This window comes from Arthrobacter gandavensis, from assembly GCF_039528575.1.
Taxonomy (GTDB): domain Bacteria; phylum Actinomycetota; class Actinomycetes; order Actinomycetales; family Micrococcaceae; genus Arthrobacter_B; species Arthrobacter_B citreus_B.
The window spans coordinates 1136985-1151668 of the sequence record NZ_BAAALV010000002.1 but is presented as its reverse complement, the minus strand read 5'-3'; the positions used below and the strand labels follow the sequence as shown (position 1 = coordinate 1151668).

Here is a 14684-nt window from a genome sequence, read left to right as displayed (position 1 = left end):
CGGGCCTTTCTCAAGCAATCGCCTGAAACCTAGACGTTAAACCTAAACTCCACCACATTCCGACGCCGAATAACGTGTGAACCTGTACCAGGCTGCGTTCTACAGACAGCGGCGCTCGGGCCGCCTGTTTAGCCGCGGGGAAGCAGAGTTTGCACGTCGCCGTGCCGACGAGTCCTCAGCGGCTCGGCTTCCAGATCACGCTGCAGCCGCCACCTCCACGCTAGCTTCCGAGCTGCGACGGAGCAATGTTCGATTCGGCTTCGGATTCCGACAGTGCCTTCGTCAATCGATCAAGCGCTTCCGCTGTCGGCAACTTGGCCCGCATTTCTGTAGCGAGGCCTTGACCTTTGGCGTACTTGGTGAGGACGAGAGGGCCGTCACCACGACCGTCTTCAACGGAGCGCACGAGCGTCACGGTAGGGACAGCGCCAATTTCATTCAGGTGGATCGTTCGGCTTGGAATCTGATAAGCCGAGCCCATTTGGATTGTCCGCACGTTCGTGACCTGCAGATCGAACCTTCCAACTTCCTGCGCCGTATTTTTTTCACCATAAGTGATCCTTGACCCTAGGTATTCGCCTTCCGCAGTCGGTGAGGCAGCTAAATTCGAATCAATAACGCAACCCGATAGCACGAGACTCGTGAGATCCCAAGTGTGTTCATGAAGATCACCAAGGTCATCGACCACTCCACGATCATCCAACCAGAAGTGCAGCCGAAACCGTTCGCCAGCAGGCGCATTCACTAGAGGTGTCAGTTCTGCATGGTTGAACCCAAGCGGATGCTTCCATACATCGACCATGTCTGCTTCCAAAAACATTGCACCAAGGACGCTGCTAATTGAGATTCGTGCGAATTCGTTAGCCACGTAGGCTTCATAGATCTCCCGCAGACTAAGCATTCGTCGTCCCTGCGAATGCAAAGATCTCTCCCCATTCTTCATCCGTGTACTCCTCCTTCCAGTTCGTTGTAGCATCCTGGTTTAATTCCCGGACCCGCATGAAGAATCGCTTTACGTCTGTGATTCCTTCAGCATCAGATGCTTCCGCGGGCAATTTCAAAGGAGTTGCATAACCCGCTTCAAACTCGAACTCATCTAGGAGCGCCGCATGGTACCAGTTTCCAGCCTTAGTACGGAGACCATTGCGGTGGGGATCGGCAACAGTGATGAGGAAACTCTCCGAGTTCCCGTCTAGCCGGAACGGGGAGAATCTATGAAGTAGAGTAATATGGGGTGCGATTTTTGATCGCGAGGCCCAAACTACCGCAGCATAAATGAAGGCCAAGAGCTCCATCTGGATCCTCTTCGGATCTGCGCGCTCATCATCTGGGCGACTTTTACGCCTGTACACTGCGTATTTGGAACATAACTCACTATCAAACGGTGAGATCACTTGCACCTTATATTGGACCGGCCTATCAGTCACTTGCGCGAGAGCCGGAAGAACATGTTCTCGTTGCCATCGTGCAGAGCCCCCGCGAAAGTACCACTCCTTTGAAGAACCAAGCATCTCACCGAGAACCTGACGGATATGGCCCGCTGGGATCTCATGAACCGCATCCTGGTCCACCGTGCTCTCAAGGAGGGACTTGAGCGTCTCCGCCTTGCTGTCAACGAGGGACTGGAGTGTCTCCGCCTTCCTGTCAACGAGGGACTGGAGCGTCTCGACATCATGCGCCAGGTCCTTATCAGACTCGCGGGCACCAATCTGCGCAAGCACGACGGTCGAAATTGTAAGGGCTACAAACGAGATGAGGGCTGTGCGTAACCATCCCCCAGTGGTATTGACATCAAAAAAGACGGGAATCAGAGTCAGAGCGAAGAGAGCTGCGCAGGAAGCAAACGATACCCAGTCAACTTTTGAGAACTTACTAAAAAAGGCCTTCACCGAGGCACCAAAGTTATATACATCCTGCGAGTGTATACCTAGTTTACTTACCGATCTCTGCGTTACACTCATTCGCACAAGTCGACGACGAGCTGTGCCCAACCGAAAACACCGGTCTATACAGTGCGCATTGAGCGGTGAATTCGCGGCTGCATCGTTGTAGGCGATTCCTGTATGTATGGACAGAAATGCCGCCCTTATCTGCTTTCACAGAGGGCGGCATTTCTACTGGGTTCATGCGAGGGTCTTAGACGTTAAACCTAAACTCCACCACATCGCCGTCGGCCATAACGTAGTCCTTGCCTTCAATCCGGACCTTGCCGTGGGCCTTGGCCTCGGCCATGGAGCCGGCCTCAACCAGGTCGTCGAAGGAGACAACTTCGGCCTTGATGAAGCCGCGCTGGAAGTCGGTGTGGATGACGCCGGCAGCCTGGGGCGCGGTGTCGCCCTTGCGGATGGTCCACGCACGGGTTTCCTTGGGACCGGCCGTGAGGTAGGTCTGCAGGCCCAGGGTGTGGAAGCCAACGCGGGCCAGCTTATCCAGGCCGGACTCTTCCTGGCCGCTCATCTCCAGCATCTCGCGGGCTTCTTCCTCGTCCAGCTCCACCAGGTCGGCTTCGAGCTTGGCATCGAGGAAGATGGCATCGGCCGGAGCCACGAGTTCGCGCAGTTCAGCCTGGCGGTCCGGGTTGCCCAGGACGGCGTCGTCAACGTTGAAGACGTAAATGAAGGGCTTGGCGGTGAGCAGGCTCAGTTCACGCAGGTGCTCCATGTCCAGCTTGTCGCTGGCGATGGAGGAGAAGATCGTGTCCCCGCGCTCCAGCACAGCCTGGGCGGCCTGCATGGCAGCCAGCTGCGCGGCGTCGCGCTTCTTGATCTTCACTTCCTTCTCCACGCGCGGAATGGCCTTCTCCAGGGTCTGGAGGTCCGCGAGGATCAGTTCGGTGTTGATGGTCTCCATGTCCGAGCGCGGGTCGACCTTGCCGTCAACGTGGACCACATCGGGGTCGTCGAAGACGCGGATAACCTGGGCAATAGCCTCGGCTTCGCGGATGTTGGCGAGGAACTGGTTGCCCAGGCCTTCGCCTTCCGACGCGCCCTTCACAATGCCGGCGATGTCCACGAAGGACACGGTTGCGGGCAGGATGCGGGCCGAACCGAAGATCTCGGCGAGCTTTGCCAGGCGCGGATCCGGAAGGGATACGACGCCGACATTCGGCTCGATCGTGGCGAACGGATAGTTCGCCGCCAGCACGTTGTTGCGGGTCAGCGCATTGAACAGGGTTGATTTGCCGACGTTGGGCAGGCCGACGATGCCAATAGTAAGAGCCACGTTAGTAAATGTTACCGGGGCTGGCCGTCAGAGCCGAACCGGCGGCTGCCTCAGGACTCGGAGCGGCGGCCGCCCAGACCGCGGGAGGAATCCCCCATGGCCTTGAGCGTGGTGCGGATTTCCTTGGGCAGGGAGAAGATGATGTCTTCCTCCGCTGTGACGACCTCTTCGACCTCGCCATAGCCGTACTGGGCCAGCAGGTTGAGAACGTCCTGGACCAGGTTCTCCGGCACCGAGGCACCTGAGGTCACGCCCACGGTCGAGACACCTTCGAACCAGGACTCGTCCACCTCATTGGCGAAGTCCACCCGGTAGGACGCCTTGGCGCCGTATTCAAGGGCAACCTCAACGAGCCGCACAGAGTTCGAGGAGTTCGCCGAACCAACCACAATGACCAGGTCCGCGTCGGGCGCGATCTTCTTGATCGCCGCCTGGCGGTTGGAGGTGGCGTAGCAAATGTCATCGCTGGGCGGATCCTGCAGGTTCGGGAACTTCTCCCGCAGCAGCTTCACCGTGGTCATGGTCTCGTCCACGGACAGGGTGGTCTGGGAAAGCCAAATGAGCTTGTCCGGATCCCGGACCTGGATCTTGTCCACGTCTTCGGGTCCGTTGACGATCTGCATGTGCTCCGGCGCCTCGCCGTAGGTGCCTTCGACTTCCTCATGCCCCTCGTGTCCGATGAGCAGGATGTCAAAGTCGTCGCGGGCGAAGCGCACGGCTTCGCGGTGGACCTTGGTGACCAGCGGGCAGGTGGCGTCGATGGTGCGCAGGCCGCGGTCTTCAGCAGACTGCACGACGGCGGGAGAGACTCCGTGGGCGGAGAAGATCAGCAAGGAGCCTTCCGGCACCTCGTCCGTCTCATCGACAAAGATGGCGCCGCGCTCTTCCAGCGTGCTGACGACGTGCAGGTTGTGCACGATCTGCTTGCGCACGTAAACAGGCGGGCCGTAGTGTTCCAGTGCCTTTTCGACGGCGATCACCGCACGGTCGACGCCGGCGCAGTAGCCGCGCGGGGCGGCAAGCAGGACCCGGCGCGCTCCGGACACCGGCGCAGCGGCAGCAACCTCTTCAGGGCTGCGGCGGCGGCGTGGCACGGTGGGCATCGGCACGGAAACGGCTGTGCTGGTCATGACTCCATGCTAGCCGGTAGGCAGGACGGACCCCGAGCCGGGGCGGGTACGTCCGCTGTCAGCGCACACCTCGGCGGGATCCGGCCGCCAGGCGAAGCACCAGGCCCAGGATGAAAGCCGCGCCGCCGCCGATGAGCAGCACCAGCAGCCAGGACTGGAAGTTTGCCTGTGCAAGGGGCACCAGCCCGTCGACGAAGGTTGAAGCGACCGGGTTCGCGGGCGTCTGTCCCTCCACAATGCGTGCGGCTGCTCCCGAGGCCAGCCACAGGGCCCCAGCGAGGACAACGAGTCCCGCACCGATCAGTGCGAGGGTGGTGGACCGGCGTCGGGCAATAAGCAGGCCCAGCAGGGAAGCGAGCACGGCAGCGGCCGCCAGCAGCGGCCAGGACTCCGCAAAGCGCCCCAGGGTTTCAAGTTCGGCACTGCGGTCCTGGCCGGAGACCGTCAGCAGCCGCTCCCCCGCCTCAGCCGGTTCGGTGCCGATTTCGCCGGCAATCTGTGCACTGACCAGGTTAAGCAGCGGGCCCAGGTCCAGGGTGGGGGCGCCGGCATCAAACGTTGCCGTGTGGGAACGCTCCAGCGTCTGGGTCCAGGCTTCGGGGTAGCCCGGTGCCTCGGCGAACCCGGAGACCACCCGTTCCACGATGGGTTCAACCAGGGAAACCAGCCCGTCCGGCAGGCCATCCGTAACCGCGGCACTGGCCTGGGCTGCTACTGCGGAGGACAGCTGGGCCTGGAACGGTTCGTCGTCGCCCAGCGGCTGGGCAAGCTGGGCAAATCCCTGCGCGGACACAACATTCTGCGCCAGCCAGGCGCTGCTCACTGCGGCCCCGGAGAGCAGCAGTGCTATCAGGACCAGGATTGCCGAACCGAAAGTGCGCATAGTCTCCCAAATCTTCTTCCACGGAGCCGGGCCGCCCGGCAGTGACCTAAGGGGCCTGGCCGAAACCGTTGTCCACGGTCCTGCGGCAGCGGACACGATGTGTCCCAGGCACCTGATAGACAATAGCCTTAGGACCGGCGCCGCAAAGGACCGGCCTGCCGCTGAAGCAACAGGAGTTCTAAAACATGCAGAATGCCGCAGGAGCACAGGATCCGGACCAGACTGACACCGGAAACGCTCTGGCGCCCACGGCTGCCCTGACCTCCCCGGAGAATCCGTGGCCCCTGGCCCTGCTGTCCAAAAACCTGAAGGCCTACATCGACCGCGCACCGGCCGCGTGGGTTGAGGGCCAGGTCATTGAATTGAACCGCCGCTCGAATGCCTCCTTTATTACCCTGCGCGACGTCGATGCCGAGGTCTCGCTCTCCCTGACGGTCTGGAGCACTGTCATGAACCGCCTGGAGCTGCCGCTGGAACGCGGAGCCCGGGTGGTGGCACTGATCAAACCGGACTTCTATGTGAAGACCGGCCGGCTGTCGATGCAGACCAGGGACATTCGGCCCGTGGGCCTGGGAGACCTGCTGGCCCGGATCGAACGTCTCCGCCAGGCACTCGCAGCGGAAGGCCTTTTTGCGGCCGCCCGCAAGCAGCGTCTGCCGCTGCTTCCCGGCAGGATTGGGCTCATCACGGGCCGCAACTCAGACGCCATGAAGGACGTGATGCGCAACGCTGCGCTGCGCTGGCCCGCCGTCGAATTCGAGGTCCGCGAAGTTGCGGTGCAGGGCGTTAACGCCGTCGCCGAAGTGACCCGGGCGCTGGCTTCCCTTGACGCCATGCCGGAAGTGGACGTGATTGTCATCGCGCGCGGCGGCGGCTCGATGGAAGACCTGCTGCCGTTCAGCCATGAAGATTTGATCCGGGCCGTGGCAGCCGCGCAGACACCGGTGGTCAGCGCAATCGGCCACGAGGCTGACCGGCCGCTGCTGGACGAGGTCGCGGACCTCCGCGCCTCCACCCCCACCGACGCCGCGAAGCGGATAGTGCCCGACGTCGGCGAGGAGCTTTCGCGGATCGGCACGGCACGCTCGCAGCTGCGGCGGATCATGGAGCTCATGCTCAGCCGGGAAACAGACCGGCTTGCCCACATCCGTACGCGTCCCGTCCTCTCCGCCCCGGAAACCATGCTGGCCTCCCGGGCAGAGGACGTAGCCCGGCTCCGTGACCGTGCCTTCTCTGCGATGCGGTCCGAGGTCCGGCGTGACACGGACAAGATCAGCTACCTCCGCGCGCAGGTCCGTTCCCTCTCACCGCAGAAGACCCTGGACCGGGGCTACGCCGTCGTGCAGCTCGCAGACGGCTCCGTGGTCCGGGACGCTGCGGCAGTTCAGGCCGACGCCCAGCTGCGCATCCGGGTGGCCGCCGGCGAGCTCGACGCCGTTGCCACCGGACACCGCTAACCGACTTTTCAACGTAGGAGAACACCATGAATGAAGCAGCAGCACTCCCGGCCGACATTGAGGCCATGAGCTACGAACAGGCCCGCGACGAACTCGTGGCCGTGGTAACCCGGCTGGAAGCGGGCGGCGCGAGCCTGGAAGAGTCACTCGCACTCTGGGAGCGGGGCGAAGCCCTGGCCACCCGCTGCGAATCCTGGCTGGAAGGCGCCCGGGAGCGCCTCGAGGCTGCCCGCGCGGCACGGGAAGCCTAGGCTGCCCCTGCCTTTCGCAGGCAGCAGGGGCAGCCCTGGCCGCTACGGCTTATAGGTGCTGAGGAACTCTGCCAGGCGCGAGATGGCATCCTCGATGTCTTCCAGGGCCGGAAGGGTGACCATCCGGAAGTGGTCAGGGCGGATCCAGTTGAACGCGGTGCCGTGGGAGACCAGGATCTTCTGCTGCTTGAGCAGGTCCAGTGCGAACATCTCATCCGATTCGATCGGATAGACCTCCGGATCAAGCTTCGGGAAGAGATACAGGGCGCCTTCGGCGTTTTCAACGCTCACGCCCGGAATGTCGTTGAGCATCTTGTGCGCCAAGTCGCGCTGCGCCTTTAGCCGGCCGCCGGGCAGGATCAGGTCATTGATGCTCTGGTAGCCGCCAAGCGCGGTCTGGATCGCGTGCTGGGCCGGAACGTTCGCGCACAGGCGCATGTTGGCCAGGAGGTTGATGCCTTCGATGTAGTCCGCGGCGTCGCGCTTCGGACCGGAGATGGTCATCCAGCCGCTGCGGAAACCGGCAATCCGGTAGGCCTTCGAGAGGCCGCTGAACGTAAGGCACAGGACGTCGTCCCCGGTGAGGGAAGCCGCATTGATGTGCACGGCGTCGTCATACAGGATCTTCTCGTAGATCTCATCGGCAAAGATGATCAGCCCGTGCTTCCGGGCCAGGTCCACGATCCGGCGCAGCACGTGCTCCGGGTACACCGCACCGGTGGGGTTGTTCGGGTTGATGAGCACAATGCCCTTGGTCCGCGGCGTGATCCGCTCTTCCATGTCCTCGACATCAGGCCACCAGTGGTTTTCTTCGTCGCAGAGGTAGTGCACGGCGGTGCCGCCGGCCAGCGAGACCGAGGCCGTCCACAGCGGGTAGTCCGGGGTGGGCACCAGGATTTCGTCGCCGGTGTCCAGCAGCGCCTGCAGGGACATGGTGATCAGTTCGCTGACGCCGTTGCCCAGGTACACGTCGTCGACGTCGATGTTCTGGATGCCGCGGCCCTGGTAATACTGCACCACTGCAGTGCGGGCGGAGAAGATGCCGCGGGAGTCGCTGTACCCCTGGGCCGTCGGCAGGTGGCGGATCATGTCCACCAGGATCGCCTCCGGCGCCTCGAACCCGAACGGGGCAGGGTTGCCGATGTTCAGTTTCAGGATCCGCTGTCCCGCCGCTTCCATGCGCTGGGCGTGCTCAAGGAGCGGCCCGCGGATGTCATAGAGGACGTTATGGAGCTTTTGGGACTGGGTGAATTCGGCCATCTACACAGAATGCCATAACCGCATCCTTCCCTCCCCAACCACTACGCCGAGAGGCCACTTACGGCTCCTTTCGCGGACGATTGGAGCCGTAACTGGCCTCTGGTGTGAAGGGGGGGAAAGGGGCGCGGGTTTAGGCCAGGCCCTTTTCCTCCAGCCACGCCTTGGCTGCGTCCTTCGGGTCCTGCTTCTGATCACCGGAGACTGCCTGGTTCAGTGCAATCAGGTCCTCAGTAGTCAGCATCGCGGAGACGCTGTTGAGCACGTCCTGGGCTTCGGAGCTGACGGCGTCCATGTTGACCAGCGGGAGAACCTGCTGGGCAATGAAGTTGTTCTTCGGATCCTCAAGCACCACCAGGGAGTTTTCCTCGATGGAGGGGGTGGTGGTGTAGATGTCGGCTGCCTGGACCTTGTCGGTCAGCAGCGCCTGCAGGGTAGCCTCGCCGCCGCCGTCGTTGATGGCTTCGAAGCCTGCCGGCTCGCAGCCGTACTTTTCCTTCAGGCCCGGGAGCCCGTAGGCACGCTCCTGGAAGGTGGTGGGTGCGGCGATGGTGATTTCGCCGCAGACCTTGGCGAGGTCCTCCAGCGACGTCAGGCCGTATTTCTCGGCGGTGGCCTGCGTGACCACCAGGGCGTCCTTGCTCTCCGCCTCAGCCGGTTCCAGCACAGCGATGTTCATGTCCGGCGACTCTTCCTCCAGTGCTGCCGGAAGTGCGTCCATGATCTCTTCGGCGGACTGCGCAGTGGCTTCGGTGTCCGCGAAGAGGAGCAGGTTGCCGCTGTAGTCCGGAATGACCTGGACCGATCCGTCTTCCAGTGCGCGGTAGTAGATCTCGCGTGAACCGATGCCGGGCTGGGTGGTGGCCTGGATCCCTTCGGCGTTCAGGGCGCCGGCGTAGATCTCGGCGATGATCTGGGATTCGGGGAAGTCGGCCGAACCCACAACCAGCGTCGCCGAGTCCTCCACTCCGGTGGGCGCGGAGGATGACTCCACGCTCTGCGGATCCGAGTTCGCGCCGCACGCGGCGAGCATCAGGACCGCGGTGAGGCCTGCGGCACCGGTGAGGGTTTTCCGGGCGCCCGGACGGGTAAGAGTTCTCATGCTGTTGTTCCTTCTGCGAGGCCGGCAGGAGATGGCTGCCGGCGGCGGTGGGTGGCCGGTTTCCGGGATCTGCTGCGCAGTCCCGGCGAAAGTGAGAGGCGCTGGACGGCCGCCAGCACCAAATCAACGGCAAGGGCCAGCAGCGCGATCAGCAGCGCTCCTCCGAAGAGGCGCCCGTTGTCCCGCAGCTGGGTTCCCTCGATCAGGTACACGCCCAGTCCGCCCAGGGAAATGAACGCAACCACCGAGACGGTGGCCAGGACCTGCAGCACGGCGGCGCGGACTCCGCCAAAGACGACCTTGAATCCGTTGGGCAGTTCAACCCTGAAGAGGATCTGGAGTTCGCTCATACCCATGGCCCGCGCGGCGTCCACGACGGTGCGGTCCACCGAGGATATGCCTGCATAGACTCCTGCCAGCAGGGGCGGAATGGCCAGCAGCACCAGCGCCCAGATGGGCGGCATCAGACCGATTCCGGCCAGCAGCACAAAGAGGAACACCAGCCCCAGCGTTGGCAGGGCGCGCAGGATGCCCGCTCCGGAAACGACGACGACGCGGCCGCGGCCGGTGTGCCCGATGTAGAGGCCCAGCGGCACGGCTATCAAGGCTGCAATGCCGACGGCGAGCGCAGTGTAGCCAAGGTGCTCCAGGATCCGCTGCGGAATACTGCCGGTACCGGTCCAGGAACTCTCGGCAGTAAGCCACTCGTACATCTGGACCAGGACGTTGTCTGAGGAGTAATTCATCAGCCGGCCGCCGTCCGTGCCTCAACCGTGTTCAGCGGCAGCTTCGGTCCGCCGCGTTTGACGGCCCGGCTCCACGGGGTAAGGAGACGCTGGGCCAGTACCAGGACCAGGTCCAGCACAAGCGCTAGGAGCAGGATCAGTGCAATGCCGATCACGATTTCAGTGGGGAAGTTCCGGTACAGGCCGTCCATGAACAGCCGGCCCAGGCTGTCGATGCCGAGCAGCGCCCCCACACTCACCAGGGACATGTTGGACACCGAGATCACCCTCAGCCCGGCGAACAGGACAGGCAGCGAAAGCGGGAGGTCGACGGCGAAGAAGCGCCGCAGCGGACGGTAGCCCATGGCCGTGGCGGCCTGGCGTACGTCGTCGTCCACGGAGTTCAGCGCATCCACGGTGGAACGGACCAGCAGGGCGACAGCGTAAATGGTTAGCGCCACCACCACGTTGGTGATGTCCAGGACCCGGGTCCCCAGGATCACCGGCAGCAGCACGAACAGCGCCAGTGACGGAATGGTGTAGAGAATGGCCGAGGATCCCAGGATCGCTCCCCCGGCGAAGCGGTGCAGCCGGGCGAACTGGGCAAGCGGCACGGCGATCAGCAGGCCCAGCACCAGCGGCACTACTGCCTGGAACAGGTGCAGTGCGGTTAGCCGGGAGATCATCTCCGTATTGGCCCAGAACCAGTCCATGCTCAGACCGCCGAGCCGTGGAGGGCCTTGCCGCGGCGCAGCCGGGCGGCTTCAATCAGTTCAAAGATTTCGCCGGCGCGGACAATGCCCGCGGCAGCCCCTGCGTCATCCACTACGACGCCGAGTCCCGAGGGCGAGGACAGCGCCGCGTCCAGGGCGCTGCGCAGGCTCTCGCCCCGCCGGTGCAGGGATCCGCCGGGTACCAGCTGCCCGGGGGACGTCACGATTTCCCGGTTGGAGGCGGGCACCCAGCCCAGCGGACGTCCGGCGTCGTCAACGGCCAGCGCCCAGCCGCCGTGGACCGGAACGGCTGGGTCCGCCAGCTCGGCCGGGTCCAGAGTCTGGACGGGATGCACCGGAACCCCGGCGCCGGCCTGGAAGCCGAGGTGGCGGAAACCGCGGTCGCGGCCCACAAAGCCCGCTACGAAATCATCAACCGGAGCACGCAGGATTCCTTCGGGACTGTCGAACTGGGCCAGCCGGCCCCCGACGGCGAATACCGCGACCTTGTCCCCCAGCACGGTTGCTTCGTCAATGTCATGGGTGACGAATACGATGGTCTTGGCGAGGTCCCGCTGCAGGCGCAGCAGTTCCTGCTGCAGTTCACCGCGCACCACGGGGTCGACGGCGCTGAACGGCTCGTCCATCAGGAGCACCGGCGGATCCGCGGCCAGGGCACGGGCAACACCGACCCGCTGCTGCTGGCCGCCGGAAAGCTGGGCGGGATAACGCTTGCCCATGGCTGGATCCAGGCCAACGACGTCGAGCAGTTCCGCTGCCCTAGCCCGGGCCTGCTTCCGCGACACCCCGTTCAGGCGAGGGACGGTGGCAATGTTGTCCAGGACGGAGCGGTGCGGAAGCAGCCCCGAGGACTGCATGACATATCCCATGGAGCGGCGCAGCGCCGATGGTGCGATTCCGGACGCGTCCTTGCCGTCGACGTGGATGGTGCCCGACGTCGGTTCCACCATCCGGTTGATCATCCGCAGGGACGTTGTCTTGCCGCAGCCGGAGGGTCCCACAAAAACGGTGATGGCTCCCTTGGCGATGTCCAGGGAGAGGTTTTCCACGGCGGCTGACTCCGAGTCCGGGTAGGACTTCGTGACGTTGCGGAAACGGATCATGGGCTCGGCGGAATCCGGCCGGGCCGCTGCGGCGTCCGGAATCGACATGGCTGCCTCCGTGGTTGGGTGCGACGGGCTCGCATACGGGTAAAAAACGGCAGTATGCTGACAAGCCGTGAAAATAAGCTATGTGCTTTCCCGCCCCCGAGTCCAGCGGATGCACGGTTTACGCGCCTAGCGTAGGGGCGCGGTCCCGCCGTCGGGCGCGGCATCGAGCAGTTTCAGTGCAGCATCAACCAGGCCAACGCGTTCCAGTCCTGCCACTTCTGCCAGCGGGAACCAGGCTGCTTCGTCGGTGCTGCCGGCTGTCTCATTCACCAGGCTTCCGCCGGTGACCCGGGCACGGTAGATCACCCGCAGGGCGTGGAGCATCCTCCCCTCACCGCGCATCCGCCGCTCCGCCGGAACAAAGTGGCTGTCCACTCCCAGCAGGTCCTGCAGTTCCACGGTGAAGCCTGTTTCTTCAAGGACCTCCCGAATTGCAGCGGTGGGCGCGTCCTCGCCGTACTCCAGCCCTCCGCCGGGCAGGGTCCAAGCGGATTTGCCATGCTGGTTCCAGTGCGCCAGCAGGATCTGTCCGTCCCGGACCACTACCGCGTAGGCGCCAACCCGAACGTCAAAGTCACGCTCGCTCATGCCGCTTCGCCCTGCAGGAGGTACCGCACGCCAAAGACGGGGTCCTGGGTCAGGAAGCGGATATCTCCCAGCCCCCGGGCGGACAGTCCGGCAAGGAGGAGTTCCTGGAGCAGCGGCTGGTGCACTCCGATTCCGCCACCCACCACCACCGGACCGCTGATGCCAAGCCGGGCCGCGACGTCGGCTACCAGGGAAGCCAGGTCACGGGCTGCCGTGGCAATGATGCTGCGGCTCGGTGCGTGGCCTTCCTGGGCCGCATCGAAAACCACCCGGGCCATGGAGGCCCAGTAGCGGCGGCCGGTGCCGGCATGGAACCGCGCGATCAGCGCATCCGGCGCTTCGACGCCAACGGCGAGCAGCAGTTCCGCCGCCAGCCTGTCGGGCTGCTGTCCCAGGTCATGAAGGCGCAGCGTGTGGCGCACGGCTTCACGGCCGATCCAATAGGCGCTGCCTTCGTCGCCGAGCAGGTAGCCCCACCCGCCGGATCGGGCCTGCTGGCCGCCGGGGGTCATTCCCCAGGCTACGGAGCCGGTTCCGGCGATCAGGCCGATCCCGTCCGGTGCCTCTCCGGCGGCGAGGATCAGCCGGGTGTCGTGGACAACGGTCACGTCTGCCCCGGGCACATGTTCAAGGATCAGGTCACCCAGTGCTGCCGCGTCCTGCGCGGTGTCAACTCCCCCGGATCCGGCGACCACCCGGGTAACGCCGTCGGTGCCCAGCGCGGCAAAAATCTCAGCCAGGTTGTGGCGTGCCTGCTCCTGCGAAACATTCTGCACATTTGCGCTTCCGCTGACGGCTTCGGCCGCCACGGCCTGGCCCTCGAGCCGGATTCCGTGTGTCTTGGTGCCGCCGATGTCGAGGCCGATGGCGGTGATTTGGCCGGAGTTGGATGCGCTGGTGCTCGATTGCATTCCTTTAGCCTACGCAGGTGAGGTGCTTCACCGGATATTGGAAGACCATTTGGCACTCCGGGTGGTGTGGATCAGGCGCCCCGGCTATGTTTGGCACGCTCCAGGAGTCCTTCCGCTGCGGCAAGCCGCAGCCCCGCGTTGGAGTGCCGGTCCAGCTTCCGCCCTTCCCGGGCACCGGGGACAAGGCTGAGTGCCACCCCTGCCGCACGCGCGTTCAGTGCTGCTGCGGAACTGCCGGCCTGCTCGGCAGCGGCTTCGAAGCCTGCCCGGTATTCCGTTAGCTTGCCCGGCAGTGCGGATTCAGGTGACAGCCGGGCCAGGACCGCAAGATGTCCCAGGAAACAGGCGAGATCATCGACGCGGTGGCCGGGCCCCAGTCCATCCACGTCCAGGACTCCGGTGATCCTCCCGCCCGCCGTCAGCAGGTTCCCCTCGTAGAAGTCGCCGTGCACGGGAACCACAGGTCCGGGGTCAAGGGCTGCAACCATCGATTCGATTTCCCGGGAGATTCCGGTGATCCTCGGGTTGTCGCCCGGAAGGACACCGGCAGCGGCCCGTCCGTAGGCCCGCGCACGCTCGGCCCAGGCCGGGCGTCGGCTCAGTGCCAGGGCCGCCTCCGGGAGAGCATCCAGAACGGATGTGAGGTCTGCCGGCGTGATGGGGCTGGACCCGTCAGCCAGCCCGTGAAGCAGCGGCTCCCCCGGGAGCGGGGAGAGGGCGACGGCGCTGCGGCCTTCCGCTCCGGCCAGCAGCGCGGGGGCAGGGACTGGGGATTCTGCCAGCAGCTGGTGCCGGCGGCGCAGGCCTTCCGCGTGGGCGGGCAGCACCACCTTGACGTACGCCTCATCCTGCCCATTCACAGCATGTACGACCGCGCGCCGCAGGGGCCTGTAGCCGATGACCGACAGGTTCATGTTGCCGGTCTCCGCGGAGCCGAAGAGCTGCCGCGCCATTTCCGCCGGTGCAAGGGCCCAGGGCAGGTCCGGGAGCAGCGGGTCATGGGGGTGCAGCCAGAGGAAGAGCCGAACTCCGGACAGGGATGTCCGCAGCACCGGTCCGGCACCGGCAGCCTGCGACGTCGTCGCCCCTGCGTAGACGGTGAGGCGCTCACCGGAGGAACCGATGGCGGTGACCCGGTAGAGCGCAGCAGCCCCGGCGCCGGGGCGGTCAAAGGTGCGTTCATGGACCCAAGAGTCCAGGACGAGGCGTCGGGCGGCCAGGAGTTCGGCAAGGGGAACGGCCAGCGTGGCTCCTTCAAGCAGCACGCGTGCAG

Annotated in this window: 15 protein-coding genes; 2 read left to right on the top strand and 13 right to left on the bottom strand. The window is 64.4% G+C overall.

What is annotated here, in order from left to right; translation table 11 throughout:
* Positions 1–220 precede the first annotated feature (220 nt).
* The 5 genes from ABFX29_RS08700 to ABFX29_RS08680 form a co-directional block, all read right to left on the bottom strand.
* A complete protein-coding gene (locus ABFX29_RS08700; RefSeq protein ID WP_152226609.1) occupies positions 221–868 on the bottom strand; it encodes a hypothetical protein in 648 nt (215 codons plus the stop codon).
* A 25-nt stretch (positions 869–893) separates the two neighbouring features.
* The gene (locus ABFX29_RS08695; RefSeq protein WP_152226607.1) at positions 894–1961 is read right to left on the bottom strand and encodes a hypothetical protein; all 1068 of its coding nucleotides are present in this window, start codon (positions 1959–1961) and stop codon (positions 894–896) included.
* Positions 1962–2136: 175 nt separating this feature from the next.
* Positions 2137–3222, bottom strand: a complete 1086-nt coding sequence (gene ychF / locus ABFX29_RS08690; protein ID WP_152226605.1) for a redox-regulated ATPase YchF — start codon at positions 3220–3222, stop codon at positions 2137–2139.
* Between the two features lie 50 nt (positions 3223–3272).
* Positions 3273–4352, bottom strand: a complete 1080-nt coding sequence (locus ABFX29_RS08685) for a 4-hydroxy-3-methylbut-2-enyl diphosphate reductase (protein WP_152226603.1) — start codon at positions 4350–4352, stop codon at positions 3273–3275.
* 58 nt (positions 4353–4410) lie between these two features.
* Positions 4411–5235, bottom strand: coding sequence for a hypothetical protein (locus ABFX29_RS08680; RefSeq protein ID WP_152226601.1), 825 nt, complete (start codon positions 5233–5235; stop codon positions 4411–4413).
* A gap of 185 nt (positions 5236–5420) precedes the next feature.
* Here ABFX29_RS08680 and xseA point away from each other — a divergent pair, with 185 nt between their 5' ends.
* Positions 5421–6692, top strand: coding sequence for an exodeoxyribonuclease VII large subunit (xseA, locus tag ABFX29_RS08675; protein WP_152226599.1), 1272 nt, complete (start codon positions 5421–5423; stop codon positions 6690–6692).
* 26 nt (positions 6693–6718) lie between these two features.
* Positions 6719–6943 carry an exodeoxyribonuclease VII small subunit gene (locus ABFX29_RS08670; protein WP_152226597.1) on the top strand — a complete coding sequence of 75 codons (225 nt, stop codon included), beginning with the start codon at positions 6719–6721 and terminating at the stop codon, positions 6941–6943.
* 42 nt (positions 6944–6985) lie between these two features.
* On the opposite strand, the gene ABFX29_RS08665 is transcribed toward ABFX29_RS08670, so the two are convergent.
* From ABFX29_RS08665 to ABFX29_RS08630, 8 genes are all read right to left on the bottom strand, one after another.
* Positions 6986–8203, bottom strand: coding sequence for a pyridoxal phosphate-dependent aminotransferase (locus ABFX29_RS08665; protein ID WP_152226595.1), 1218 nt, complete (start codon positions 8201–8203; stop codon positions 6986–6988).
* A 130-nt stretch (positions 8204–8333) separates the two neighbouring features.
* Positions 8334–9302 carry a glycine betaine ABC transporter substrate-binding protein gene (locus ABFX29_RS08660; RefSeq protein ID WP_152226593.1) on the bottom strand — a complete coding sequence of 323 codons (969 nt, stop codon included), beginning with the start codon at positions 9300–9302 and terminating at the stop codon, positions 8334–8336.
* Positions 9299–10048: an ABC transporter permease gene (locus ABFX29_RS08655; protein ID WP_420831118.1), complete on the bottom strand. Its 750-nt coding sequence runs from the start codon at positions 10046–10048 to the stop codon at positions 9299–9301. Before ABFX29_RS08655 ends, ABFX29_RS08660 begins: the two co-directional genes overlap by 4 nt.
* On the bottom strand, positions 10048–10740 hold the full coding sequence (locus tag ABFX29_RS08650; RefSeq protein ID WP_152226591.1) for an ABC transporter permease: 693 nt from the start codon (positions 10738–10740) through the stop codon (positions 10048–10050). The genes ABFX29_RS08655 and ABFX29_RS08650 overlap by 1 nt, the downstream gene beginning before the upstream one ends.
* Before the next feature lie 2 nt (positions 10741–10742).
* The gene (locus ABFX29_RS08645) at positions 10743–11912 is read right to left on the bottom strand and encodes an ABC transporter ATP-binding protein (RefSeq protein WP_420831119.1); all 1170 of its coding nucleotides are present in this window, start codon (positions 11910–11912) and stop codon (positions 10743–10745) included.
* A gap of 126 nt (positions 11913–12038) precedes the next feature.
* Positions 12039–12500, bottom strand: a complete 462-nt coding sequence (locus tag ABFX29_RS08640; protein WP_152226589.1) for an NUDIX hydrolase — start codon at positions 12498–12500, stop codon at positions 12039–12041.
* On the bottom strand, positions 12497–13411 hold the full coding sequence (locus tag ABFX29_RS08635; protein WP_152226587.1) for an N-acetylglucosamine kinase: 915 nt from the start codon (positions 13409–13411) through the stop codon (positions 12497–12499). Before ABFX29_RS08635 ends, ABFX29_RS08640 begins: the two co-directional genes overlap by 4 nt.
* 71 nt (positions 13412–13482) lie before the next feature.
* Positions 13483–14676: a phosphotransferase family protein gene (locus ABFX29_RS08630; RefSeq protein WP_152226585.1), complete on the bottom strand. Its 1194-nt coding sequence runs from the start codon at positions 14674–14676 to the stop codon at positions 13483–13485.
* Positions 14677–14684 lie beyond the last annotated feature (8 nt).